Below are 24,330 nucleotides of genomic sequence, written 5' to 3' on the forward strand. Positions count from 1 at the left end.
TGTCATGCGTCGTGTTTTACCCATCGTCGGTCTTTCGCTTTCAGTACTGCTCAGCGCATGTCAGGCGGTGAATACCACTAGCGGAAATGCTGTTGGGGTTGAGCGTAAGCAGTATATGTTCAGCATGTTGTCGGCTGATCAGGTCAACCAGATGTACTCGCAGTCGTACCAGAAGACGGTTACCGAGGCGAAAAACGCTGGCAAGCTGGCCAACGATACGGCTCAGGGCAAGCGAGTACAGGCAATAGCCAAGCAGTTGATTGCTCATACGTCTGCGCTGCGGGCGGATGCGGCCAACTGGGATTGGCAGGTCAACGTGCTCCAGAATGATGAAGTGAATGCCAACTGTGGCCCGGGTGGAAAGATCTTTGTCTACACCGGCCTGCTTGATCAGCTAAAGCCTACGGACGACGAACTGGCCGCTGTGATCGGGCATGAGATTGCCCATGCACTGCGTGAACACAGCCGCGAGCAGATGTCCCGCGCCTATGCCATCGAGATGGGTCAGAATATCGGCGGGGCGCTGCTGGGCATTGGTCAGGGTGGTATGCAGGTGGCGGATCAGGTTACCCAGGTTAGTCTGACTTTGCCGTTCAGCCGTTCCAACGAGAACGAGGCAGATCTCATCGGGCTCGAACTGGCCGCGCGCTCGGGCTATAACCCCAATGCCGCCGTGACGCTCTGGCAGAAGATGGCCAAGCTGAGTAATGGTAACCAGTCACCAGAGATACTCAGCACCCACCCGTCCGATGACAAGCGGATGAGCAATCTGGAGGCTGCCATTCCCAAGGTCATGCCGTTCTATGAGGCCAGCCGTAAGTCGTGACAGGTCGGCTATCGAGAGCCAGAAGCCCCGGCTGCTGATAGCCGGGGCTTTTTTATGCTCAGAAAGGAATAATTAGAACACACCGCTTAGCTCAAGCGCGTGATAAGCCGCCGCGAGAGCCAGGATGCCGAATGCCGTAGAGGCGAGTCGGCGGATCAACACCAATGGCAGCCGGTCAGCGGCAAAGTTGCCTGCGAGTACAACGGGTACGTTGGCCACAAGCATACCCAGTGTCGTGCCCATGACGACCAGAATGAAATGAGGGTATTGGGCTGCCAGCATCACCGTGGCGACTTGTGTCTTGTCTCCCATTTCCGCCAGGAAGAACGCCACCAGCGTTGTCAGGAAAGGTCCAGAGCTCTTTTTAAGGCCTGATGCCTCATCTTCGTCCAGCTTGTCCGGGATCAGCGTCCAGAGGGCGACGGCTACAAATGAAATCGCCAGAATCCAACTCAGGGCTGTCTCGCTGAAGAAGCGGCTGACCCAGCTGCCAACGGCGCCGGCAACAAAGTGGTTGGCCAGCGTCGAAGCCACCATTCCCATAATGATAGGCCAGGGCTTACGAAATCGGGCAGCCAGCAGCAGAGCAAGCAGCTGAGTCTTGTCACCCATTTCTGCAAGGGCGACGACCAGCGTAGGGACTAACAGGGATTCCATCAGGTTTCCAAAAGGGGCGGGCATTAATTAGACAAATGACATGCATGCCTTCCCACCCCGGGTAAAGGCTGCATGTCATAGGTCTTGTCAAACCCGCAGGTCGCGAACGCCATGGTCGAGGACCAAGTATGTTGACGGACGCCTGGCGCTGATGGCCAGAGACTACTCCCCTAGGACGGCGCGCATTCTGCCCAAACATCCAGGCAGGTGCAATTCAAAAGAGCGATACGCTGTCTCTATCAGCGGCGGAAGGCCTGGTAGATACGAAAGCCGTCACGCTCTGCCAACACCTTGCAGGGCCCCAGATATTGCTCGATCAGCGGGGGATACCTGAGAAAGCTGTTGGCCACAATGCGCAGCTCGCCGCCTGGGCGCAGGTGATGGACGGCTTCGCGTAGCAGGGTCTCGCTGGCTTGATAATGAGTGTGTACGCCCTGGTGAAACGGCGGGTTGCTGATAATGGCGGCCAGCCCAATGGGTGCCGCAGCGATACCGTCGCCAGCCAATACGGTGCCGTTCAGCCTGTTGGCAGCCAAGGTCAGGCGGCTACTCTCTACCGCAAACGCATCCACGTCGAGCATATGAAGGTCATTGTGGGGATAGCGCTGTTTGAGCGATGCACCTACTACACCTGCGCCGCATCCGAAATCCAGCAGCGCACCAGCAGGTAGATTATCGAGGTGTTCGAGCAGAAGGGCGCTCCCCTTGTCGAGCCGCCCGTGGCTGAACACACCTGGCAGGCTGACTACATGAAGCATTGAACCGGCAACATCCAGCTCGAAGCGCTCGGCCCGCTCATGCAGCATGACGGGGGCTGCCTGGGGATGTGAGACCTTCCACAACTGACAGTGCCGAGCATTGTCCAGCTTGCTGGCGGCGCCCAGCAGAGCCAGCTGTTTGGCAGCCCGCTCGATTCCACCCCGCTTTTCGCCTACCACATACAGTGCCCCTTGAGGGACCATGGCCGCCAAGACGCTGAGCAGGTAATCCGTCAGCTCTCTGGACTTGGGCAGGAACAGTACGGCGGTATCGTATGGCTGAGCAGGTATAGAGGTTCCGAAGTCGACTCTCCCGGGAAAGCGAGCCTGGAAATAGGCCTCATCGCCTGCATGCCAGGTCCAGCCATGTGCCTCCGGGAGGTGGCTCAATAGATCATCTGCAGGTAATCCTGCCAGCAAGGTTCGGCCTTGAAAATGCTCGGGCTGACGGAGCAGGACTTCGCTGCGTGGATCCATGGGCGTCCTCGGTAAAAAAGCGCGAAGCTTAGCAGACCGTGCGAGTCGGCGCGCCCGCAAAAAAGGCGGTTGCGTTATCGGTCAGCTGACCGATGATCCGCTGGCGAGCCTCCCGGCTTCCCCATGCATTATGAGGCGTCACGATAATCCTGGGAATGTCGTGGGCGAGCAGGGGATTTCCGTCTTTTGGCGGCTCCTGGGTGAGGACGTCCGTGGCGGCGCCTCCCAGATGACCGCTCCGCAGGCAGTCGGCCAATGCCTGTTCGTTCACGATACCGCCTCGAGCCGTATTGATCAGAAAAGCGGTGGGCTTCATGGCAGCCAGTTGCGGAGCATCGATCAGGTTGCGCGTGGCGTCGGTAAGGGGGCAATGCAGGCTCAACGCGTCTACCTGGGGCAGTAGCGCTTCCAGCGGTATGTAGCCTTCGCGCACTGGCCGTCCAGGCAACTGACCCAGCAGGATACGCATGCCAAATGCTTCCGCCAGGCGAGCAACTGCACCGCCAAGCTCACCGTGACCCAGGATGCCAAGCGTCTTGCCTTCCAACTCCATGATGGGATAGTCGAGCAGGCAAAACTGCTTGGCTTCCTGCCAACGTCCAGCCTGAACATCGCGCTGATAATCCGACAGTCGCGTGGCCAGGGCCAGCAGGAGCGCGAGCGTGTGTTGTGCAACGGAAGGCGTGCCGTACCCCTGACAATTGCAGACGGTTATCCCATATTGGCGTGCTGCGTCCAGATCCACATTATTGGTGCCGGTGGCGCTGACCAGTACCAGCTTGAGCGATGGGCATGCAGAAAGGCAGTCAGCGGTCAGGCTGACCTTGTTCACGATAGCCACCTCCACGGCCTGCAGGCGCTCGATAATCTCGTCAGGCGCGGTGGTCGGGTAGACGTGGAATTCGCTGAAGACTGCCTTCAACGGAGCTGGATCCAGATCTCCCAGGTCCAATGAGGCATAATCCAGAAAGGCGGCACGACGGGCTAGGCTCATGGGGTGTCCTTATGATTATTGGCCGGAACTGCCAGCCTAGCAGAAGCCCCTGGCGCAGGGGCAAGGTAGCAAGCTGACAGGCATGAATTATCTCGCTCATCTCCATCTTGGCGGTTCAGATCGTGAACAGCTGCTGGGAAGTCTTTACGGTGACTTCGTCAAAGGTCCTCTCGATAATCGCTGGCCCTTGGCTATCGAACAGGCTATCCGCCTGCATCGCCGTATTGATGCCTTTACCGACAGCCATCCCTTGATCGATCGTGCCCGTGCACGCTTTCCCGAGGCGCGCCGGCGCGTCAGCGGTATCCTGGTCGATGTCTTTTTCGATCACTGCCTCAGCCGGCATTGGGCTGCTTACGCCGACCAGCCGCTGGAGGCTTTTATTGCGCGGTTCTATCGTATTCTGCTGTCGGAGCCTGATTTGCCGCCACGGCTGGCGAGGATCGCTCCGCGTATGGCAGCTCAGGACTGGCTAGGCAGTTATCAGGAATTCAGGATCATCGAACAGGTCATCAATGGTATGGCGAGTCGACTGTCCCGGCCTGTACTCTTTGAGGGCGCCTTTGCGGAAGTAGAAGCATGTTATGCGCTGCTTGAGCAGGACTTCTTTGACTTTTATCCCGAACTGCTGGCGTTCGTTCGTCAGGCGCAGCGGGATCGCTATTGACTCAGGTCAACATGCGCAACGGCTTGTGCGCATAGAGTCACCGCGCTATTACGCGAGGACCCTATGCGCCGCGATCCCATTGTGCTGTTTGATAACGGCTCCCATAAATGTTTGTGCTTCGATAGCTTGGTTACAGGAGACGGAGTGCAATCCAACCAGTTTCTCATCATCGATCATGATGAATATCTACTATTCGATCCCGGCGGTGATCTGACCTATACGCCGCTGTCGCTGGAGCTGTCCAGGCATATTCCGCTGCAGGATCTGACCTATATCTTTGCATCGCACCAGGATCCCGACATTATCGCGGCGCTGGACAAATGGCTGCTGCATACGCGGGCTCAGGTCATCTGCTCGAAGCTGTGGGCACGCTTTCTGCCTCATTTGACGGCTGGCTATCTGTCCATTAGTCACAACCTGTCGGTCTTTGAGCGAATCATACCCTTGCCTGATCGGGGCCAATCTTTCCGGCTGGGCCAATGCGCCCTCATGGCCGTTCCCGCCCACTTTCTGCATTCAGTCGGTAATTTCCAGCTATACGATCCTGTCAGTCGAATTCTCTTTTCGGGCGATATGGGCGCCTCACTCGTAGATGACGCGGCACCGGTCGAGAATTTCGAGGCTCACATGCCCAGCATGGAGTGCTTTCATCGACGCTACATGGCCTGCAACAAAGCCTGCCGGCTATGGGCAGGCATGGTCAGGGAAATGAATGTTGCCATGATTGTGCCTCAGCACGGGCGGCCCTTTGCGTCGCCGCCCGTGATCAAGGCGTTTCTGGACTGGATCGAAACCCTGGAGTGCGGGATCGACCTAATGACGCAGGAAGACTATCGCTTGCCTGCATGAAGGTAATGCTTGGGCGGATACTCCTGATGTAGCCGCTCCAGCAGTTCATCCTTGGCTGTCCAAAGCTGGTTAACCCAGGCCTGGAAGGCTGCGCGGTATTCGCTGTCCAGGTCGTAGCTCTTGCCCAAAAAGGCTGCGGGGATGGCAATCTCTTCGACACGCACGACAATGGCTGCAATCCGCCCGGAGAGCAGATCCCAAAGGCTCGGCGTTCCGTTGGGATAGTGGATGGTAACGTTGACCAGCGAATGCAGCTGCTCTCCCATCGCATCCAGCACAAAGGCGATACCGCCCGCACGCGGGCTCAACAAGTGACGATACGGCGCGCGCTGGGCGTCATGTTTGGCTTGGGTGAAACGGGTTCCTTCCAGAAAATTGAAGATTCCCACCGCTGTATCGCGAAAGCGCGCGCAGGCCCGACGCGTAGTCTCAAGGTCCTTGCCACGCTTTTCAGGATGGCGGGCCAGATACGCTTTCGAATAGCGCTTCATGAAGGGAAAGTCGAGTGCCCACCAGCACAATCCAATGACAGGCACCCAGATAAGCTCTTGTTTGAGGAAGAACTTGAGCGGACGGATATGGCGATTCATCAGGTACTGGAGCGCAAAGATATCAACCCAGCTCTGATGGTTACTGGTCACCAGATAGGAGTGTTTGTAATCGAGGCTGGCGAGCCCGCGGACGTCCCAGTGGATGCGACCCGTCAGGCGAATCCAGAGATGATTACCACTGATCCAGGCCTCGTGGATGGCATTCATGAGGCGTCTGGACAGCCGTTGTGCAGTCGGGAAGGGCAGGCACAGCTTGAGTAGCGTTACGGCAAACAGCGGCCAGCACCAGAACAGCGTGTTGGCCGCCAGGAGCAGGCCGCCCACAAGACCACGGACCAGGCTAGGTAGATAATGAAGCATCAAGCATTCCCAACAGCAAAAAGGCGGCAAATCATAAAACAAGCCAGCGTCGGGAGACATGCTTCATAAGCGCTCACGGCAGGATTAAACCGGATTGGCCTCATGCTACTCAGCTTTTGGCGCACCAGCCGCATGGAAATGATTGCCCGATATGCTTCAAGCGCTGCGCCTCGTCGGTTACCCAGGTACGGGTTTGCCAGGGCGGGTCGTGGCGGAGGTGCTGGCTGTGCCCACAACTCAATAAAACTACCCAATGACCCTCTTCATCCTGATAAAAATCCAGAATGACACTCGTCTGCTTTGATGGCGGTGGGTCGCAATCGGGGCGATTGCCGCGTACACTTGACCTTTCATTCATCTTATTCAAAGGTTTTTACCATGCAGATTGCGGCCAACAAAGCGGTCTCCATCGACTATACCCTGACCAACGACGCCGGTGAGGTTATCGACAGTTCCGCTGGCGGCGCCCCGCTGGTATACCTGCATGGTGCAGGCAACATCATTCCGGGCCTTGAGCGTTCGCTCGAAGGCAAGCAGGCTGGCGATGAACTCAACGTTGCCGTCGAGCCTGAAGATGCGTATGGCGAGTACAGCCCTGAGCTGGTCGCTACCCTGAACCGCAGCATGTTCGAAGGTGTGGACGAGCTGGAAGTGGGTATGCAATTCCACGCTTCCGGTCCAGACGGCGGCATGCAGATCGTTACCGTGCGCGACATCGATGGCGATGACGTGACCGTTGACGGCAACCACCCGCTGGCTGGCCAGCGCCTGAACTTCAAGGTCAAGGTTGTGAACGTGCGTGATGCCTCTTCTGAAGAAGTCGCTCACGGTCACGTACACGGTGAAGGTGGTCATCAGCACTAAAACGCGACGGAAATCCTGGTGTGGCGGGAACGAACCCACACTAGAATGTCCAAGCGAGAGCGTCCGAAAGGGAACAGCCCGGTCGGACGCTTTTTTTACGCCTACTGTATTCACAAGGAGCACATCATGAGTGCGTTCCACGATCTCACCTTGCAAGGGCTGGATGGGAAGGATCTCCCCCTGGCACCTTACAAAGGCAAGGTGGTGTTGGTGGTTAATGTGGCATCCAAATGCGGATTGACCCCGCAATATGCGGGCCTGGAATCGCTGTATCAGACCTACCGCGACCGCGGGTTGGTCATCCTGGGCATTCCATGCAATCAATTCGCAGGCCAGGAGCCTGGAAGCGATGCGGATATTCAACAATTCTGTAGCACGAACTATGGCGTGTCGTTTCCTCTGTCGAGCAAGATCGAGGTAAACGGCCCGACACGTCATACCCTGTACCGGCAGTTGGCTGGTGAAGGTGCGGAGTTTCCCGGAGAGATCACCTGGAATTTCGAGAAATTCCTGGTAGGTCCCGATGGCCGGGTTCTGGCTCGTTTCAGCCCCCGAACTGCGCCAGATGATCCCAATCTGGTTCAGGCCATCGAGAAAGCGCTTCCCTAGCGCAAAGGCGGCGGGGCGAGCCGCGCAGTTACCGAGGCTCCCCCGCTGCAGGCAATGCCTTTGCGCCACCCTCTCTGACCCAAAATAGCGTCGCGCCAGCCACTGCTGCAGGCATGAACACCACATTCACGACCGGGACCAGAAGGGCCAGGTATGTAATTCCGCCAAATCCCAGGCAGCGTGTCCGCTTGCTACGCAACCAGGCCAGCATTTCGGTAAAGCCCAGCTTGTGGTTGTCCGCTGGATAGTCGATGTACTGCACCGCCATCATCCAGACGCCAAACAGCAGCCAAAGCGGTGGAGCAATTAGATTAAGTCCTGGAATGAACGAGAGCACCAATAACCCCAGTGCACGGGGTAGGTAGTACCGCAGTTTTTTGAATTCCCGCACCATGGTTCTGGGAATCATGGCAACTAACTCTCCCGTGCTGAACGGCGGGAAGTCGTCCTGGCCGCGTACCACGACCTCAACCTTCTCGGAGAGAAAGCCATTGAAAGGTGCCGCAATGATGTTAGCCACCATGGTGAACGTGAAATAGATCATGAACAGGACGAGTACGAAGAAAAAAACGTACAGCAACGGTACCAGTACATAATCCAGAAAGCTTAAGTATGAAGGAATGGAAGGCATCAGATGATGCACCCAGCCATTGAACTTGCTTAGCGCAAAGCTGATCGTTGCGATGAACAGGATGAGATTGATCGACAGGGGCAGTACGACAAAGCGACGCAGGCCAGGCCGCAGGATCAGTTTCAGGCCCTCACTGAAATACAAAGGGCCGGATAAAGGCTTGCTCATTCAAAACTCCGGTAGCGAGTAAGAGCGCAATAATGAAGCCTTATTACGGTCGAATGCCAATAGTGACCTGTAAACAGCCGTGACGTGATTCTAGGGTTGTGCGTTGTGGCGTACCATAGTGTCCGACATCAGGCGGGTCCGCATAGGTTATGCCTATGATTTGGATTGAAACTCGCCATTTTATCCAAAGCGGCAAGCCGCGTAGGCTGCTGCCTTATCGCGTTAAGGAGAGGCTAATGAGCGTTCTGGTAAACAAGCAGGCCCCGGATTTTACAGCTCCAGCTGTTCTAGCTAACGGTACTATTGTCGAGAACTTCCAGCTGTCCACTTTGCGTGGCAAATACGTTGTGCTGTTCTTCTGGCCGCTGGATTTCACCTTTGTTTGCCCGTCGGAAATCATTGCCCACAATAACCGCATCGCTAAATTCCGTGAGCTGGGCGTAGAGGTTGTTGGTGTGTCCATTGACTCTACCTACACGCACTACGCCTGGCGTAATACGCCAGTAGAGAAAGGCGGCATTGGCCCGGTCGAGTTCACCATGGTGGCTGACGTCAAGCACGAAGTAGTTCGCGCCTATGGCATCGAGCATTCGGACGGCGTGGCGTTGCGAGCGTCTTTCCTGATCGACAAGGAAGGCGTCGTGCAGCATCAAGTGGTCAACAACCTGCCGCTGGGCCGGGAAGTGGATGAGATGGTGCGTCTGGTTGAGGCACTGCAGTTCACTGAAGAACATGGCGAAGTCTGCCCGGCTGGCTGGCGCAAGGGGCAGAAAGGTATGAAGGCCGACGCAGAGGGCGTCGCCAACTACCTGGCTGAGAATGCTCATAATCTGTAACTATTGGGCAGGCAGGTCCTACACGGGCCTGCCATCCAGACAAGGTTCTGGACAATAAGTGGGAAATCCCGCACGGTTCGCGGGCTGTCGACTTTGTAAGCCTTCCCCTGGTGCTTCGACAGCCCTTTTTATTATTAGCACGTGTGCCGACGCCCTATGCGCGGCATGGAGACAAACATGTCTGAAGTTCGTCATGCTCGAGTCATCATTCTCGGTTCCGGCCCTGCCGGTTACACCGCGGCAGTCTATGCTGCACGCGCCAACCTCAAGCCGTTACTGATTACTGGCATGCAGATGGGCGGACAGCTGACTACCACGACTGAGGTAGACAACTGGCCGGGCGACCCCCACGATCTGACAGGGCCTGCGCTGATGGAGCGGATGCGTGAGCATGCCCAGCGCTTTGAAACCGAGATCGTGTTCGACCATATCAACGGTGTGGATCTGGCCAACAAGCCTTTCACCCTCACGGGTGACAGTGGCACCTATACCTGTGATGCACTGATCATCGCAACCGGCGCCAGTGCCCGCTACCTGGGCCTGACCAGCGAAGAGAGCTTCATGGGCAAGGGCGTGTCGGCCTGCGCCACCTGTGACGGTTTCTTCTACCGTAATCGTGAAGTGGCTGTAGTGGGCGGTGGTAACACTGCTGTGGAAGAAGCGCTTTACCTGGCCAACATTGCCAGCAAAGTCACGCTGATCCACCGCCGCGATACGTTCCGCGCTGAAAAGATTCTACAGGACAAGCTGAAGTCCCGTGTGGCCGAAGGCAAGATCGAGCTGAAGCTCAACGCAGCTGTAGACGAAGTGCTGGGCGACAATATGGGCGTTACTGGTGTTCGCCTGAAGAACAACGATGGCAGCATGGATGAAATCCAAGTTGCCGGCCTGTTCGTTGCGATTGGCCATACGCCAAACTCCTCGCTGTTCGAAGGTCAGCTTGAGCTGAAGGATGGCTATGTAGTGGTCAAGGGCGGCCGTGAGTCCAATGCTACGGCAACCAGCATCGAGGGTGTGTTTGCTGCCGGTGATATCGCCGACCACACTTACCGTCAGGCGATTACCTCGGCAGGCGCTGGCTGCATGGCTGCGCTGGATGTCGAGCGCTACCTGGATGGCCTGGGCGATAACCTCTGGTAAGCCAGTCTCTGGTAAACCCTGTGGTTTCATGAAAAAGCCCCGCTTGTGCGGGGCTTTTTTGTTTGGCTGAGTCAACCCGGGTCGCGATGATTCGGATGAAAGCCGCTCACTGGAACCTGTAGGGTTTCACGAGTGGCTATGTCGATTCCTTCACTGGCGACCTCGGCCAGAAAATCAATCTCTTCTGGCGTGATGATGTAGGGCGGCAAGAAGTAGACCACGTTACCCAGCGGACGAAGCAGGGCTCCCCGGGTAAGTCCATGCTGGAATACCTTGAGGCCACGTCGTTCCTGCCAGGGGAATGGTGTTTTGGTGCCTTTGTCCTGAACCATCTCGATGGCGAGCGCCATTCCGGTCTGGCGCACTTCGGCGACATTGGGATGATCTACCAGATGCTGGGTGGCCTGTTGCATCCGCGCAGCCAGTGCCTGATTGGCCTCTATTACCTTGTCTTCTGCAAAGATATCCAACGTTGCCAGGGCTGCGGCGCAGGCCAGCGGGTTGCCTGTGTAGCTGTGGGAATGCAGGAACGCACGCAGGGTATCGTATTCATCATAGAACGCCTGGTAGATGTCATCTGTAGTGAGGCAGGCTGCAAGAGGCAGATAGCCGCCTGTAAGAGCCTTGGACAGGCACAGAAAATCCGGGCGGATACCGGCCTGCTCGCACGCAAACATCGTTCCGGTACGGCCAAAGCCGACGGCAATCTCGTCGTGGATAAGGTGCACGCCATAGCGGTCACACGCCTCACGCAATAGCTTCAAGTAAACCGGATGGTACATGCGCATTCCGCCGGCACCCTGAATCAGCGGCTCGATGATGACAGCGGCTACTTCCTGATGATGCTCTGCCAGAGTCTGCTCCATATGGAGAAACATAGCGCGGGAGTGCGCTTCCCAATCCATGCCTTCCGGTCGCAGGTAACAGTCGGGGCTGGGAACCTTGAGGGTATTCAGCAGGAGCGATTTATAGGTTTCGGTGAAAAGCGCGACATCGCCTACCGACATGGCCGCTACCGTTTCGCCATGGTAGCTGTTGGTCAAGGTGACAAACTTGTTCTTTTCAGGCTTTCCGCTGTTGAGCCAGTAGTGGTAGCTCATTTTCAACGCAACTTCGATGCAGGACGATCCGTTATCGGCATAGAAGACGCGATCAAGGCCCGCTGGGGTCAGCTGCACCAGCCGTTCGGACAACTCAATCACAGGCTGGTGGCTGAAGCCGGCCAGAATCACATGCTCCAGTTGGTCGACCTGATCCTTGATCCGCTGGTTGATACGTGGGTTGGCATGACCAAATACATTGACCCACCACGAGCTGACCGCATCAAGATAGCGGTTGCCCTCAAAGTCTTCCAGCCATACACCACGACCAGATTTGATCGGGATGACTGGCAAGCGCTCATGGTCTTTCATCTGGGTGCAGGGATGCCACAACACATCCAGGTCACGCTGCATCCACTCGGCATTCAGGCCCATAAAGGTCATCCTCCAAACACATTTGGCTGGCAAGCCTATGCAATGCTCCGAACGGTAGCAAGGCGCGTCTAGTGGATGCCGCTTCGCTGGCGTATGCTGCGCACCGCCGTTGGGGCTGAGGAGTCTGAAAGATGTCGGTACGTGTAGCGCGTCTCGGAGCGCTTGCTGTTTATGGGTTGTTCAGCGTATCTGCGCTGGCTGCAGGCAAGGTGGAAAAGCATGTTGAAAAGCATGCGGAAAAACCGACCGCAAAGGAATCGGAGCAGCCTGTTGCCAAAGGTAATGGTCGGTCGGCCATCGTAATCGGCGCCGGCATGGCCGGTCTGGCCTCGGCCTATGAGCTGCAAAAAGCCGGTTGGCAGGTGACGCTACTTGAAGCCAAGCCCAGTGTTGGCGGACGTTCAGCGCTGGCGACCAGTGAGTGGATCGGTAATGCCAAGGCTCAGCCGGCCCTCAATAGCTATCTGGATACCTTCAAGATCAAGACGGTCGATGCACCTAGCTATGTGCGCACGCCGGGTTATCTAATCGATGGGCAGTATTATTCGCCAGAAGATCTTGCTCAAAAAATGCCGGACGTGAGCGCTGCACTCAAGCGCGTCGACAAGGCGCTGGATGAGCTTGCGGCATCAATCAGCGATCCGCTCAAGCCGACCGCTGGAAAAGGCCTGTTCGCACTGGATCAGACGAACGTGGCCAGCTGGCTGGATAAGCAGAACCTACCGCCATTGGCGCGCAAACTGATCAATCAGCGTATCCGTAGCCGCTATGATGAGCCATCGCGCCTGTCGCTGTTGTATCTGGCTCAGCAGACCCGCGCCTACCGGGATATCAGTGACGCCGATCTGCGTGCGGCCCGTCTGCCGGGTGGTAGTACCGTGCTGGCCCAGGCATTTGTCAAGCAGATCAAGACGCTCAAGCCCAACTCCAAGGTGTCGGCTATCTCGCAGGACAAGGATGGCGTGACCGTCAAGGTAGGGCCTACGGGGTACCATGCCGATTATGTGGTCATGGCAGTGCCCCTGCGTGCCTTAAGCTCGATCCAAATGACGCCGGAACTGGCCGAGGCACAGCGGGCTGCGCTCAAAGGCACGAACTATGGATGGAGAGACCAGATACTTCTGAAGTTCAAGACGCCGGTCTGGGACAGCAAATCTCGTCTGTCTGGCGAAATCTATAGTGATCAGGGGCTGGGCATGCTGTGGATCGAGCCGGCTGTGAAAGGTGGCGCCAACGTGCTGATCAACCTGTCCGGTGATAATGCCCGTGTGATGCAGGCGTTCGGAGATCGCCAGTTGGCAGATCAAGTCCTGATCCGTCTGAACGCTTTTTATCCCAAGGCTCGCGGTGCATTTTCCGGCTACGAAGTGCGTCGCTACAGCACCGACCCAGGTGTAGGTGGTTCCTATCTGGCCTATGGCCCGGGGCAGGTCAGCCGTTACTGGCGTGTATGGGAGCAGCCTCAGGGGCGCGTCGTCTTTGCTGGTGAGCATACCGATGCGCTGCATCCGGGGACATTGGAAGGCGCCTTGGCCAGCGGTCAGCGGGCCGCTCGACAGGTCGAAGATCTCGCAGCAGGTAAATCCGCTGCGCCTGAGACCAAGCCTACCGATGCCAAGCCTGCCAGCCTTGCGCCTGACGCAGCACCTAAAGCTACTGACGAGAAAAAGGGCTTCTTTTCTCGCATGTTCTCCTGGATGCATTGATTTACGACATGTTTCACCGCCTGGCATCCTGCCGGGCGGTCTTCTAGCCTTACCCCCTCTAGCACCTATGTTTTCCGTTCAGCCAGAGTTGTCATCTTGTTCTATCTAATAAAACGATCGATTAAAGCAACTTTTTCCGCTTCGTTTCGATACGTTTATCGCTAGGCTTGCTAGCAGCATGAACAAGGAGATTCATGATGAATTGGCGTAACGATCCGCATCGCTATGGGCTTGTCAGCGTAACCCTGCATTGGGTGATGGCGATCGCCATCGTTGCCCTCTTTTGGCTTGGACTGTGGATGCGGGGGCTTGATTACTACAGTCCCTGGTATCACCGGGCACCCGAGATTCACAAGGGCATCGGCATTCTTCTGCTGATTGCTCTGCTCATGCGTATCGTCTGGCGTTTCGTCAGTCGGCCGCCTGCCATCGAAGGAAGCCGAACGACTCAATTGGCTGCCACGTTTGGCCATCTGGCGCTGTATGCACTCATGCTGGGCGTTATGGTCGCCGGTTATTTCATCTCGACGGCTGAAGGCCAACCGATCAACGTATTTGGCTGGTTTAATGTGCCGGCTACCGTCAGTGGGTTGCGTGATCAGGCTGATTGGGCTGGGGCGATTCATCTCTGGTTGGCCTGGACGTTGATCATTCTGAGCGGGCTGCATGTACTTGCCGCGCTCAAGCACCACTTTATCGACCGCGATGCCACATTGTTACGCATGTTCGGCCGACGCCGGGCATGACGTGACCTATTTCAGAAGGGAGACATCATGATGTTGAAGAAAAGCTTCGCTGCTCTGGCATTGGGAACTGCACTGTTGACCGCCGGCCACGCCATGGCCGCCGATTACAAGATCGACAAGGAAGGGCAGCATGCCTTTATCCAGTTCCGTATTCAGCACCTGGGCTACAGCTGGCTCTATGGGACATTCAAGGATTTTGATGGCAATTTCACCTATGACGAAAAAAATCCGTCTGCAGACAAGGTGAAGGTTACGATCAAGACCGATAGCGTCGACACCAACCATGCCGAACGTGACAAGCATTTACGCAGCGCCGACTTCCTAAACGTATCAGCGCATCCGACGGCAACCTTCGAGTCCACCAAGGTGACGCCGACAGGTGATAATGCAGCTGACATCGAAGGCAATCTGACGCTCAACGGCGTGACCAAGCCTGTCGTGATCAAGGCCAAGCTGATGGGGCAGGGCAATGACCCGTGGGGTGGCTACCGCGCCGGATTTGAAGGCTCGACCAAGCTCAAGCTCAAGGATTTCAACATCCAACGTGACCTGGGTCCGGCTTCGCAAGAGGTTGAGTTGACCCTGTCACTGGAAGGTGTACGCCAGTAACTAAACATTTCGATACACAAAGCGCAGTTCCGCAAGGGCTGCGCTTTTTTTATGGGCCTAGTCTGACAAACGTGATAATAGCCTTTAAATCTTCATAACTTCTGCACACTGTCTAGGCTAAATAACCAAGTTCAGCAGTGCTCTAGCCTGTTAACCATGAAACGCATCACATCGAATGCGGGTCTGTTGAAAGCTCAGGAGCAAGATGCCAAATGGTTTTTTCAATCGCTTGGATAAGTCCCCGCAGGCGACTTGTTCCTGTTTACAAACAACCATGTACGTAAGTATATTGGGCGATCACAAGAATCTGCCAAGAATGATGCGGCCGCATAGCGTCGCGTTGCCTAGCACCCTATTCAAAGGTTTTGTTCAAGGACTCCGATATGCACATCAAGTCGGCGCATGCTTATTTTGTCCCGGTTTTATTGCTGGCGACGCTGACGCTCAATGGATGCGGTAAGCAGGATCAGGATCAGCAGGCTCAGCAACAGCAGCCACAAGCGGTTGAAGTGGGTGTGGTTACGCTCAAGGAACAGCCGGTTACCCTGACGACTGAATTACCTGGCCGGACCTCGGCATTCCGTGTAGCGGAAGTCAGACCTCAGGTCGGTGGTATTCTCCAGAAGCGTTACTTCAAGGAAGGTTCTGAGGTCAAGGCCGGCCAGCAGCTCTATCAGATCGATCCTCGCACCTATCAGGCCAACCTGAATGCAGCCAAGGCCACTTTGGCACAGGCGCAGGCGACCATGGCGTCCAACCGGCTCAAGGCCCAGCGCTATGCTGCCTTGGTAAAGGACGAAGCGATCAGCCGCCAGGAAGCGGATGACGCCCAGGCGACTCTCAAGCAGAACGAAGCCCAGGTAGAGACTGCCAAGGCTGATCTGCGTACTGCAGAGATCAATTTAGCCTATACCAAGGTGACGGCGCCGATTTCGGGACAGATCAGTCGTTCACTGGTGACAGAAGGTGCGCTGGTTACCGCTGATCAGGCGACTGCCTTGGCCATCATCAATCAGCTTGATCCCATTTACGTGGACGTGACGCAGTCCAGCACCGAGATGCTGCGTCTGCGACGTGAGCTGGACAGCGGTCTGATCAAGCGGGCGGGTGAAGATGCCGCCCAGGTGAAGCTGATGCTGGAAGACGGTTCCGAATACAAGCATCTGGGCAAGCTGCAGTTCTCTGAGGTGTCAGTGGATCAGGGAACCGGCTCGGTTACCATTCGTGCAGAGTTCCCCAACCCTGACCGTTTGTTGCTGCCAGGCATGTTCGTGCGTGCGCAACTGCAGGAAGGAGTCCGTCAGACGGCTATCCTGGCGCCACAGCAGGGCATCTCGCGCGACCCGAGAGGTAACGCCGTAGCGATGGTTGTTACGCCGGACAACAAGGTCGAGCAGCGTACCGTGAAGACCGAGCGTACGATCGGCACCAACTGGCTGATCTCCGATGGCCTGAAGGCGGGCGACCAATTGATTACGGAAAACCTGCAGCGTATTCGCCCGGGTGCTTCGGTTACGACCAAGCCGGCCACCAATGTGGCTGGGCCTGGCGATTCGGCACAACCTGCTCAGCAGGGTAGTGCCGACAAGCAGCAATAAGGGAGCCGCTGTCGATGTCAAGATTCTTTATTGACCGCCCCATTTTCGCCTGGGTACTTGCCCTGGTGATCATGCTGGCGGGCGGTCTCGCCATTCTTAACCTACCGATCAACCAGTACCCAAACATCGCGGCACCGGCTGTTTCGATCCAGGTGAGCTATCCCGGCGCGTCGGCACAGACCGTTCAGGATACAGTCGTTCAGGTCATCGAGCAGCAGATGAACGGGATCGACAACTTGCGTTATCTCTCCTCGGAGTCCAACTCCGATGGCAGCATGACCATTATCGTGACCTTTAACCAAGGCACGGACCCGGACATTGCGCAGGTTCAGGTACAGAACAAGCTGCAGCTGGCGACACCGCTTCTGCCTCAGGAGGTGCAGCAGCAGGGCCTTCGGGTGGCCAAGTATCAGCGTAACTTCATGCTGGTAGTGGGCCTGGTGTCAAACAACGACTCCCTGACTCGTGAGGATCTGTCCAACTACATCGTGTCCAACATGCGTGACCCCATCGCGCGGACCCCGGGTGTAGGTGATTTCCAGGTCTTCGGCTCGCAGTACGCCATGCGTATTTGGCTGGATCCGGCCAAACTGAATAAATATCAGTTAATTCCCGGAGATGTTTCCAATGCCATTCAGAGCCAGAACGTCCAGTTGGCTTCGGGCTCGCTGGGCGGTTTGCCTGCCGTTGAAAACCAGCAGCTCACCGCTACGATCATTGGCCGTACCCGTCTGGAAACCCCAGAGCAGTTCGGTAACATTTTCCTGAAGGTCAATCCCGATGGTTCCCAGGTGCGGCTGCGTGACGTCGCACGTATCGAGCTGGGCGGTGAAAACTATTCGATCGACGCCCAGTTCAACGGCAAGCCTGCGTCGGGTATGGCGCTGCGTCTGGCGACCGGGGCCAACCTTCTGGACACGTCCAAGGCCGTTCGTGCGACCATCGAGCAACTCAAGCCGTTCATGCCTGAAGGCATGGAAGTGGTGTACCCGTATGACACCACGCCTGTTGTAACTGCCTCCATTCATGAGGTGGTCAAGACACTGGGCGAGGCGATTCTGCTCGTATTCCTCGTGATGTATCTGTTCCTGCAGAACTTCCGAGCCACTTTGATCCCGACTATTGCAGTTCCGGTCGTTCTGCTGGGTACGTTCGGTATCCTGTTCGCGTCAGGCTTTACCATCAATATCCTGACCATGTTCGGGATGGTGCTGGCGATTGGTCTGCTCGTGGACGATGCCATCGTTGTGGTGGAAAACGTCGAACGGGTCATGGCGGAAGAGGGGCTAAGTCCCAAGGAAGCGACCCGCAAGTCCATGGATCAGATCCAGGGCGCGCTGGTGGGTATCGCTCTGGTGCTGTCAGCGGTATTCGTGCCGATGGCCTTCTTTGGCGGCTCGACCGGGGTGATCTACCGGCAGTTCTCAATTACCATCGTTTCAGCCATGGCGCTGTCGGTACTGGTCGCCCTGATTCTGACGCCCGCGCTATGCGCCACGATCCTCAAACCGGTCGACAAGAACCATCACGAGAAGCGCGGCTTCTTTGGCTGGTTCAACCGCAAGTTCGACAGTGGCGTCAACCGTTATGAGCGCAGCGTCGCTACTGTTATCCGTCACAAGGTACCGTTCCTGCTGGTATATGTCGTCATTCTGGCTGGCATGGCGTTCATGTTTACCCGCATTGCATCATCCTTCCTGCCTGAGGAAGACCAGGGCGTAATTTTCGTGCAGGTAACCACACCAACTGGATCGTCTGCGGCACGCACTCAGGTTGCGCTGGATCAGATGCGCGAAATGATGATGAAGAACGAGCCGTCGGCAGTCAGCTCCATGTTTACGGTCAACGGCTTCAGCTTTGCCGGTCGTGGTCAGAGCTCCGGCCTTGCATTCGTTCAGCTCAAGCCTTGGGAAGATCGTCCGGATGCCAAGGATCGCGCCAGTGCGGTAGCCGGACGCGCTATGGGTTATCTGTCGCAGATCAAGGATGCCATGATCTTTGCCATCGTTCCGCCAGCGGTACTTGAGCTGGGTAACGCTACCGGTTTCGACTTCTATCTTCAGGACAACTCCGGCCTTGGCCATGAGAAGTTGATGGAGGCGCGGAATCAATTGCTGGGCATGGCGGCACAGAATCCGAAGCTGACTCAGACTCGCCCCAATGGTTTGAATGACGAAGCGCAGTACAAGCTGATCATCGACGATGAAAAGGCCCGTGCGCTAGGTCTGTCCCAGACCGATATCAACCAGACCTTGTCAATTGCCTGGGCCTCCAGTTACGTCAATGACTTCATCGACAGAGGCCGCGTAAAGCGTGTGTATGTACAGGGCGAAGCCGATTCACGGATGAACCCGGAAGATCTGAGCAAGTGGTACGTACGTAACAGCAATGGCGAGATGGTGCCGGTATCGGCCTTTGCCCATGGCGAGTGGGTCTACGGTTCACCCAAGCTTGAGCGTTATAACGGTATCTCGTCTGTCGAGATCCAGGGCTCTCCTGCGCCTGGTTACAGTACGGGCGATGCCATGACCGAAATCGAGAACATGGCCAAGGAGCTACCGCAGGGCGTTGGTATTGCCTGGACCGGCATGTCGTACGAAGAGCGACTTTCAGGTTCGCAGGCACCTGCCTTGTATGCCTTGTCCCTGGTAGTGGTCTTCCTCTGTCTGGCAGCACTGTATGAGAGCTGGTCGATCCCGATTGCGGTTATTCTGGTAGTGCCGCTGGGCGTGATCGGTGCGCTTCTGGCTACCTACTTCCGAGGTTTGGCAAACGACGTGTTCTTCCAGGTGGGCCTGCTAACCACCATTGGTTTGTCAGCCAAGAACGCGATTCTGATCGTGGAGTTTGCTAAAGAATTGCACGAGGGCGGCAAGAACATCGTCGATGCCGCCGTAGAAGCCGCACGGATGCGTCTACGCCCGATTATCATGACGTCCATGGCCTTTATCTTGGGCGTGGTTCCGCTGGCCATCTCCAATGGTGCCAGCTCCGGTAGTCAGCATGCGGTTGGTACGGGTGTGATTGGCGGGATGGTAACCGCAACCGTTTTGGCGATCTTCTGGATTCCCATGTTCTACGTCGTGGTCAGCAGTCTGTTCAAGGACAAGGCTTCACGTGATCAGGAATCAGGCGCCGAGGGAAGACATTGAGTATGAAGAAGTCTCTTTTATCCATCGCAATAGGTGCAGTGCTGCTTTCGGGCTGCACCCTGATTCCCGACTACGAGCGGCCTGCATCGCCTGTGGAAAACGCTTGGCCGCAAGGCGAGGCGTACAAAGGCAATCCAACCAGCAGTGGTTCGGAATACACGGCCGATATTGGCTGGCGTGAGTTCTATAGCGATCCGCAATTGCAGCGTCTGATTCAAGTCGCTCTGGATAACAACCGTGATCTGCGGCAGGCGGCTCTGAATGTTCGCCTGTATCAGGCGCAGTATCGTATCCAACGTGCAGAGCTGTTCCCGACCATTGGCGTCAATGCCAATGGTTCGCGGACGCGTACGCCAGCAGACATGAGCTCGGCAGCGGCGATCCAGGAGTTGCTGCAAAGCACTGGTCAGGCTGGCGCGGGAAGCTCTCGTAGCGGCTCGATCAACAGCCAATACACGGTAACGCTTGGTATGTCGGCCTATGAGCTGGATCTGTTCGGTCGGTTGCGTAGTTTGAACGAGCAGGCCTTGCAAAGTTATTTTGCAACCGTTGAGGCGCGGCGCAGTACGCAGATCAGCCTGATTTCCGAAGTGGCTAACGCCTACTTCACCTGGAAAACCGATCAGAAATTGCTCCAGCTTACCCGCGATACACTGGACGCTTATCAGCGCTCATTCGATCTGACCAAGCGTCTGTTGGATAATGGGGTGGGTAGCGGTCTAGATCTACGTCAGTCCCGTACGGCGCTGGAGGGCGCTCGGGCGAGTCTTGCGCAGTACACTCGTCAGGAGGCGCAGGATCGCAATGCGCTGGGGTTGCTGTTGGGCGCGCCCTTGCCGACCGATTTACCGGCCGGCAAGAGCTTGGATGACAATGACCTGCTGGCCAAGCTGCCAGCTGGCTTGCCGTCGCAGCTGTTACAGCGCCGTCCGGATGTTTTGCAGGCCGAGCTTAACCTCAAGGCAGCCAATGCCAATATTGGAGCCGCCAGGGCAGCGTTCTTCCCAAGCATCAGCCTGACCGCCCAGGGTGGAACGGGTAGCCGGGAGCTTTCTGGCTTGTTTGATGCCCATTCGGGATACTGGACATTCGCACCCAGCATCAATATCCCGATCTTTACCGCCGGTAGTCTGAAGGCAAGCCTCGATGCGGCCAAGATCCAGAAGGACATCAATATCGCTGCGTATGAGAAAGCCATCCAGACAGCCTTCCGGGAAGTGTCTGATTCTCTAGCTGCACAGGGAACTTATGATGACCAACTTCAGGCCCAGCGTGATCTGGTGACGGCAAGTCAGGAGTATTACGATTTGGCTGAGAAGCGTTACCGTCAGGGCATCGATAACTACCTGACTGTGCTTGATGCGCAGCGATCCTTATATTCGGCTCAGGAGCAGCTGCTCGCAGACCGCCTTAATCAGCTCAGCAGCAGTGTGACGCTGTACAAGGCGTTAGGCGGTGGCTGGTTGGAGCGTACGACGGATAACAACGTCAGTGCGACGCCCGCAATCACATCAAAGCGCTAGTAAGGCAGACATGAAAAAGCCGACTCGATTGAGTCGGCTTTTTTTATGCCTATTTTTCCCTCCAGCCTGCGCTGGAGGGAAAACGCATCAAGCGTCAGCGTCAGCCGAGCGATTACGTGTCAGCAAGGCAGGCTTTTCAGCCTTTGGACGAACCTGGAGCGAATCCAGCTGCTCAGGCGTCAGCATGCGGTCTGCACGAGAAGGTTTGTGCAGAATGCGAGGTTGCGGCTTGCTGGGTGCACGCTCCTCTGTCATAGCGGGACGCGGCTCACGGGGTTCGCGTGGCTGGTAAGGACGATTCTCCTGACGGGGACGTTGTCCGGCCGGCTTGTTGCGACGCTTGTTCTGAGCTGGGCCACGACTATCGGTTGCAGGCGCGTTGCTGGCATTGGCCGCACCTTGTCTAGGACGGGGCGGGCGTGCTTGAGCCGTAGCGCCTGAAGTCGCTGCGCCTTGGCTATGGGTACGCGGCGGTTGCCCTTGACCTGGACGACGCGGACCACCATTACGGCGATTCTTGCCTTGATAAGGGCTGACATAATCGACCCGGTTACCAAAGTTATCGAAATCGTCATCCAGAAATTCTTCCGGATCGCGGTTCTGGGGGCTCTGAGTTGTCTGCTGTGGCTGGCGCTCGCCGCTGCGCTCCTGGCGTGGCTTGTTTCTACCGGCGCGTGCCTGGTCCTGACCCTGGTTCTGCTGGCGGCCACGACGTGGCTGGCGTGCCTGCCGCTCCTCGTGCTGTGGTGCTGCGTGTTCAGCAGAAACTTCACCTTCCGCTGCTCTTGCAGGCTGCTCTTTGCGGGGTGCACGTGGCTGTCGTGCCTGGCGACGGGGCTCGCGTGGCTCACGCGCTTCCACTTTCTCAACCGGTGCGCTGGCAGGGTCAAAGCCCTGCATGTCACCGTCAGGGATGTTCTGCTTGGTCAGGCGCTCGATGGCGCGCAGCAGTTTCTCCTCGTCGGGAGACACAAGGGATATGGCTTCGCCGCTACGACCGGCACGACCTGTACGGCCGATGCGGTGTACGTAATCTTCCTCCACGTTCGGCAACTCGAAGTTGACGACATGGGGAAGCTGGTCGATGTCCAGACCGCGAGCGGCAATATCGGTTGCTACGAGCACGCGAATGGAATTGTCCTTGAAATCGGCCAGCGCTTTGGTACGTGCGTTCTGGCTCTTGTTTCCATGGATAGGCGCAGCCGGAAGGCCGTTCTTGTTCAGGTATTCGGCCAGGCGGTTGGCACCGTGCTTGGTCCGTGTGAAGACCAGCACTTGTTCCCAGGCGCCAAGAGTAATCAGATGAGCCAGCAAGGCGCGTTTCTGGGCAGCGGCAATACGGAAGACACGCTGCTCGATACGTTCGACCGTGGTGTTTGGCGGCGTGACCTGGATGCGCTCGGGATTACGCAGGAGCTTGTCGGCCAAATCGGTAATGTCTTTGGAGAACGTTGCCGAAAACAGCAGGTTCTGCCGTTCTTTGGGAAGCAGGGCGAGAACCTTCTTCACGTCGTGAATGAAGCCCATGTCGAGCATGCGGTCAGCTTCGTCCAGCACGAGAATCTCGATGGCTGACAGATCGACGTTATTCTGACCGGCAAGGTCCAGAAGACGACCAGGGCACGCTACCAGGACGTCAAGGCCCTTGGAGAGCGCAGTGACCTGGGGCTTCATGCCAACACCACCAAAGATGCAGGTGCTACGCATGGGAAGGTCGCGTGCATAGATCTTGAAACTATCATGCACTTGGGCGGCCAGCTCCCGGGTAGGCGTCAATACCAACACACGGGCTTGGCGCGGACCGGCTTTTTTGCCGTCAGGTTGTCCGTTCGGAAAGAGCCGTTCGAGAACGGGGAGGGCGAATCCACCCGTCTTGCCAGTACCGGTCTGGGCGGCAACCATCAGGTCACGGCCTTGCAGTACAGCGGGAATGGCCCGTTGTTGAACGGGAGTCGGGTTGACATAACCCGCGTCGTTTACTGCGCGGGATAGGGCCTCGGAGAGACCGAGGGAAGTGAAGGACATGCGGGGTTCCTGTCTACTAAGTCGGCGTCCCGCCGACGTTGGGGCGCGGTTTCGCCTGAAACTGACGACAATAATGTGTTCGTCTTCTCCACACGCTACCGCCCTGCGCTGGGTGGAAGGCTGGAAAATGGCTCCAGGCGATGATGTTCAGCTTTTAAAGCCAAGGTTATTCCAAATGGCCAGGCTGGGTTCAGCCTGATTCAATGTGTAGAAGTGCAGGGCAGGCGCTCCGCCGGCCAGCAAGCGTTCACACATGTCTGTCACGATTTCCTGGCCAAACGCCTGAATGCTTTTGACATCGTCAGCATACGCTTCCAACTGCTTGCGAATCCAGCGTGGGATTTCGGCGCCACAGGCTTCGGAAAAGCGAGCCAGGCTGCTGTAGTTGGTAATCGGCATGATGCCAGGAATGATGGGTACGTCTGCGCCTAGCTTGCACGCTCTGTCGACAAAATGAAAGTAGCTGTCGGCATTAAAAAAGTATTGTGTGATCGCGCCGTTGGCTCCAGCCTTGATTTTGCGAACAAAATTGGCGAGATCGGCTTCGAAGTTGCGTGCCTGGGGATGAACTTCCGGATAAGCGGCAACTTCAATGTGGAAATGATCGCCGGTTTCTTCGCGGATAAAGCTAACCAACTCGTTGGCGTAACGCAGTTCGCCGCCGGAAATCCCCATGCCGGAAGGAAGATCACCGCGTAGTGCCACAATACGCGTGATGCCCGCTTCACGGTAGCGAATCAGCAGGTCCCGTAATTCGGCCTTGGAGTCGCCTACGCAGGAGAGGTGGGGCGCTGTAGGAATCCGAATCTCGCTGTCGAGCTGAAGAACGGTATTGAGGGTACGGTCCCGGGTCGAGCCGCCAGCACCATAAGTGCAGGAGAAGAATTCTGGGGAGTAGCCGGCCAGCTGGCGAGCAGTATTGAGCAATTTTTCGTGGCCGGCTTCGGTCTTCGTCGGGAAGAACTCGAAACTGACGTTGGGTGTGGTACGAGTCATGGGTAATTCCTGGAGCGCATTGGCGCTTCCTCAAGAAACACCGCCGCTTGGGCGGTGTTGTCCTGAACTGCCGAGGAGAAGGGGAAGACCTTCTCCGTGTCGATTGATGCCTA

21 protein-coding genes, 1 pseudogene and 1 riboswitch are annotated in these 24,330 nt (G+C 56.7%); of the genes and pseudogenes, 13 read left to right on the forward strand and 9 right to left on the reverse strand.

Annotation, left to right across the window (positions count from 1 at the left end; genetic code table 11):
- Positions 1-4 precede the first annotated feature (4 nt).
- The gene (locus PLU01S_RS04090) at positions 5-826 is read left to right on the forward strand and encodes a M48 family metallopeptidase (RefSeq protein ID WP_010795595.1); all 822 of its coding nucleotides are present in this window, start codon (positions 5-7) and stop codon (positions 824-826) included.
- A 72-nt stretch (positions 827-898) separates the two neighbouring features.
- Here PLU01S_RS04090 and PLU01S_RS04095 read toward each other — a convergent pair whose 3' ends face one another.
- The 3 genes from PLU01S_RS04095 to PLU01S_RS04105 form a co-directional block, all read right to left on the reverse strand.
- Positions 899-1,483, reverse strand: coding sequence for a TMEM165/GDT1 family protein (locus PLU01S_RS04095; protein WP_162493718.1), 585 nt, complete (start codon positions 1,481-1,483; stop codon positions 899-901).
- Positions 1,484-1,499: 16 nt separating this feature from the next.
- A riboswitch (yybP-ykoY riboswitch) is annotated at positions 1,500-1,666 on the reverse strand.
- A gap of 56 nt (positions 1,667-1,722) precedes the next feature.
- On the reverse strand, positions 1,723-2,718 hold the full coding sequence (locus PLU01S_RS04100) for a methyltransferase (RefSeq protein WP_074822392.1): 996 nt from the start codon (positions 2,716-2,718) through the stop codon (positions 1,723-1,725).
- 28 nt (positions 2,719-2,746) lie between these two features.
- Positions 2,747-3,712 carry a 2-hydroxyacid dehydrogenase gene (locus tag PLU01S_RS04105; protein WP_074822395.1) on the reverse strand — a complete coding sequence of 322 codons (966 nt, stop codon included), beginning with the start codon at positions 3,710-3,712 and terminating at the stop codon, positions 2,747-2,749.
- 82 nt (positions 3,713-3,794) lie between these two features.
- Between PLU01S_RS04105 and PLU01S_RS04110 the strand changes: the two genes are divergently transcribed.
- Both PLU01S_RS04110 and PLU01S_RS04115 read left to right on the forward strand, forming a co-directional pair.
- Positions 3,795-4,379 carry an acyl carrier protein phosphodiesterase gene (locus PLU01S_RS04110; protein ID WP_074822400.1) on the forward strand — a complete coding sequence of 195 codons (585 nt, stop codon included), beginning with the start codon at positions 3,795-3,797 and terminating at the stop codon, positions 4,377-4,379.
- A 63-nt stretch (positions 4,380-4,442) separates the two neighbouring features.
- Entirely contained in the window at positions 4,443-5,228 is a 786-nt protein-coding gene (locus tag PLU01S_RS04115; RefSeq protein ID WP_074822403.1) for an oxygen-binding di-iron domain-containing protein, read from the forward strand.
- Here PLU01S_RS04115 and PLU01S_RS04120 read toward each other — a convergent pair.
- Complete coding sequence (locus tag PLU01S_RS04120) at positions 5,210-6,139, reverse strand: acyltransferase (RefSeq protein WP_010795589.1); 930 nt, start codon at positions 6,137-6,139, stop codon at positions 5,210-5,212. The two genes, PLU01S_RS04115 and PLU01S_RS04120, sit on opposite strands and share 19 nt — an antisense overlap.
- Positions 6,140-6,248: 109 nt before the next feature.
- Positions 6,249-6,549 (reverse strand): annotated as a pseudogene (locus PLU01S_RS04125) (DUF3565 domain-containing protein).
- On the opposite strand from PLU01S_RS04125, the gene PLU01S_RS04130 reads away from it, so the two are divergent.
- Positions 6,518-7,003, forward strand: coding sequence for an FKBP-type peptidyl-prolyl cis-trans isomerase (locus PLU01S_RS04130; RefSeq protein ID WP_010795588.1), 486 nt, complete (start codon positions 6,518-6,520; stop codon positions 7,001-7,003). The pseudogene PLU01S_RS04125 and the gene PLU01S_RS04130 sit on opposite strands and share 32 nt — an antisense overlap.
- 126 nt (positions 7,004-7,129) lie before the next feature.
- Entirely contained in the window at positions 7,130-7,612 is a 483-nt protein-coding gene (locus PLU01S_RS04135; RefSeq protein ID WP_010795587.1) for a glutathione peroxidase, read from the forward strand.
- Positions 7,613-7,640: 28 nt separating this feature from the next.
- Here the strand turns inward: PLU01S_RS04135 and cysZ are convergent, their stop codons facing one another.
- Positions 7,641-8,411 (reverse strand): sulfate transporter CysZ, encoded by a 771-nt coding sequence (gene cysZ, locus PLU01S_RS04140; RefSeq protein ID WP_074822408.1) that lies wholly within the window; start codon positions 8,409-8,411, stop codon positions 7,641-7,643.
- Between the two features lie 236 nt (positions 8,412-8,647).
- Here cysZ and PLU01S_RS04145 point away from each other — a divergent pair, with 236 nt between their 5' ends.
- Entirely contained in the window at positions 8,648-9,247 is a 600-nt protein-coding gene (locus PLU01S_RS04145; RefSeq protein ID WP_010795585.1) for a peroxiredoxin, read from the forward strand.
- 177 nt (positions 9,248-9,424) lie between these two features.
- Positions 9,425-10,387, forward strand: coding sequence for a thioredoxin-disulfide reductase (gene trxB, locus PLU01S_RS04150; protein WP_010795584.1), 963 nt, complete (start codon positions 9,425-9,427; stop codon positions 10,385-10,387).
- Between the two features lie 71 nt (positions 10,388-10,458).
- On the opposite strand, the gene PLU01S_RS04155 is transcribed toward trxB, so the two are convergent.
- Complete coding sequence (locus PLU01S_RS04155; RefSeq protein WP_074822411.1) at positions 10,459-11,862, reverse strand: adenosylmethionine--8-amino-7-oxononanoate transaminase; 1,404 nt, start codon at positions 11,860-11,862, stop codon at positions 10,459-10,461.
- A 131-nt stretch (positions 11,863-11,993) separates the two neighbouring features.
- On the opposite strand from PLU01S_RS04155, the gene PLU01S_RS04160 reads away from it, so the two are divergent.
- The 6 genes from PLU01S_RS04160 (at position 11,994) to adeC (ending at position 21,196) form a co-directional block, all read left to right on the forward strand.
- A complete protein-coding gene (locus tag PLU01S_RS04160; protein ID WP_010795582.1) occupies positions 11,994-13,568 on the forward strand; it encodes a flavin monoamine oxidase family protein in 1,575 nt (524 codons plus the stop codon).
- 197 nt (positions 13,569-13,765) lie between these two features.
- Entirely contained in the window at positions 13,766-14,314 is a 549-nt protein-coding gene (locus tag PLU01S_RS04165) for a cytochrome b (RefSeq protein WP_074822414.1), read from the forward strand.
- Between the two features lie 30 nt (positions 14,315-14,344).
- A complete protein-coding gene (locus PLU01S_RS04170) occupies positions 14,345-14,923 on the forward strand; it encodes a YceI family protein (protein WP_026003820.1) in 579 nt (192 codons plus the stop codon).
- Positions 14,924-15,306: 383 nt separating this feature from the next.
- Positions 15,307-16,521 carry an efflux RND transporter periplasmic adaptor subunit gene (locus PLU01S_RS04175; protein ID WP_074822417.1) on the forward strand — a complete coding sequence of 405 codons (1,215 nt, stop codon included), beginning with the start codon at positions 15,307-15,309 and terminating at the stop codon, positions 16,519-16,521.
- A 14-nt stretch (positions 16,522-16,535) separates the two neighbouring features.
- Positions 16,536-19,673, forward strand: a complete 3,138-nt coding sequence (locus tag PLU01S_RS04180; protein WP_074822419.1) for an efflux RND transporter permease subunit — start codon at positions 16,536-16,538, stop codon at positions 19,671-19,673.
- Positions 19,674-19,675: 2 nt separating this feature from the next.
- Positions 19,676-21,196 carry an AdeC/AdeK/OprM family multidrug efflux complex outer membrane factor gene (gene adeC, locus PLU01S_RS04185; RefSeq protein WP_074822423.1) on the forward strand — a complete coding sequence of 507 codons (1,521 nt, stop codon included), beginning with the start codon at positions 19,676-19,678 and terminating at the stop codon, positions 21,194-21,196.
- Positions 21,197-21,283: 87 nt separating this feature from the next.
- Here the strand turns inward: adeC and rhlE2 are convergent, their stop codons facing one another.
- A complete protein-coding gene (gene rhlE2 / locus PLU01S_RS04190) occupies positions 21,284-23,221 on the reverse strand; it encodes an RNA helicase RhlE2 (RefSeq protein ID WP_074822426.1) in 1,938 nt (645 codons plus the stop codon).
- 147 nt (positions 23,222-23,368) lie between these two features.
- Positions 23,369-24,217 carry a methylenetetrahydrofolate reductase [NAD(P)H] gene (metF, locus tag PLU01S_RS04195; protein WP_010795575.1) on the reverse strand — a complete coding sequence of 283 codons (849 nt, stop codon included), beginning with the start codon at positions 24,215-24,217 and terminating at the stop codon, positions 23,369-23,371.
- Positions 24,218-24,330 lie beyond the last annotated feature (113 nt).

This window comes from Pseudomonas luteola NBRC 103146 (assembly GCF_002091675.1).
Classification (GTDB): domain Bacteria; phylum Pseudomonadota; class Gammaproteobacteria; order Pseudomonadales; family Pseudomonadaceae; genus Chryseomonas; species Chryseomonas luteola.

Bases quoted from the DNA above. Each gene is read 5' to 3' on its own strand.
- PLU01S_RS04090 (WP_010795595.1), top strand. From the start codon at position 5: ATGCGTCGTGTTTTACCCATCGTCGGTCTTTCGCTTTCAGTACTGCTC.
- PLU01S_RS04095 (WP_162493718.1), bottom strand. From the start codon at position 1,483: ATGGAATCCCTGTTAGTCCCTACGCTGGTCGTCGCCCTTGCAGAAATG.
- PLU01S_RS04100 (WP_074822392.1), bottom strand. From the start codon at position 2,718: ATGGATCCACGCAGCGAAGTCCTGCTCCGTCAGCCCGAGCATTTTCAA.
- PLU01S_RS04105 (WP_074822395.1), bottom strand. From the start codon at position 3,712: ATGAGCCTAGCCCGTCGTGCCGCCTTTCTGGATTATGCCTCATTGGAC.
- PLU01S_RS04110 (WP_074822400.1), top strand. From the start codon at position 3,795: ATGAATTATCTCGCTCATCTCCATCTTGGCGGTTCAGATCGTGAACAG.
- PLU01S_RS04115 (WP_074822403.1), top strand. From the start codon at position 4,443: ATGCGCCGCGATCCCATTGTGCTGTTTGATAACGGCTCCCATAAATGT.
- PLU01S_RS04120 (WP_010795589.1), bottom strand. From the start codon at position 6,139: ATGCTTCATTATCTACCTAGCCTGGTCCGTGGTCTTGTGGGCGGCCTG.
- PLU01S_RS04130 (WP_010795588.1), top strand. From the start codon at position 6,518: ATGCAGATTGCGGCCAACAAAGCGGTCTCCATCGACTATACCCTGACC.
- PLU01S_RS04135 (WP_010795587.1), top strand. From the start codon at position 7,130: ATGAGTGCGTTCCACGATCTCACCTTGCAAGGGCTGGATGGGAAGGAT.
- cysZ (WP_074822408.1), bottom strand. From the start codon at position 8,411: ATGAGCAAGCCTTTATCCGGCCCTTTGTATTTCAGTGAGGGCCTGAAA.
- PLU01S_RS04145 (WP_010795585.1), top strand. From the start codon at position 8,648: ATGAGCGTTCTGGTAAACAAGCAGGCCCCGGATTTTACAGCTCCAGCT.
- trxB (WP_010795584.1), top strand. From the start codon at position 9,425: ATGTCTGAAGTTCGTCATGCTCGAGTCATCATTCTCGGTTCCGGCCCT.
- PLU01S_RS04155 (WP_074822411.1), bottom strand. From the start codon at position 11,862: ATGGGCCTGAATGCCGAGTGGATGCAGCGTGACCTGGATGTGTTGTGG.
- PLU01S_RS04160 (WP_010795582.1), top strand. From the start codon at position 11,994: ATGTCGGTACGTGTAGCGCGTCTCGGAGCGCTTGCTGTTTATGGGTTG.
- PLU01S_RS04165 (WP_074822414.1), top strand. From the start codon at position 13,766: ATGAATTGGCGTAACGATCCGCATCGCTATGGGCTTGTCAGCGTAACC.
- PLU01S_RS04170 (WP_026003820.1), top strand. From the start codon at position 14,345: ATGTTGAAGAAAAGCTTCGCTGCTCTGGCATTGGGAACTGCACTGTTG.
- PLU01S_RS04175 (WP_074822417.1), top strand. From the start codon at position 15,307: ATGCACATCAAGTCGGCGCATGCTTATTTTGTCCCGGTTTTATTGCTG.
- PLU01S_RS04180 (WP_074822419.1), top strand. From the start codon at position 16,536: ATGTCAAGATTCTTTATTGACCGCCCCATTTTCGCCTGGGTACTTGCC.
- adeC (WP_074822423.1), top strand. From the start codon at position 19,676: ATGAAGAAGTCTCTTTTATCCATCGCAATAGGTGCAGTGCTGCTTTCG.
- rhlE2 (WP_074822426.1), bottom strand. From the start codon at position 23,221: ATGTCCTTCACTTCCCTCGGTCTCTCCGAGGCCCTATCCCGCGCAGTA.
- metF (WP_010795575.1), bottom strand. From the start codon at position 24,217: ATGACTCGTACCACACCCAACGTCAGTTTCGAGTTCTTCCCGACGAAG.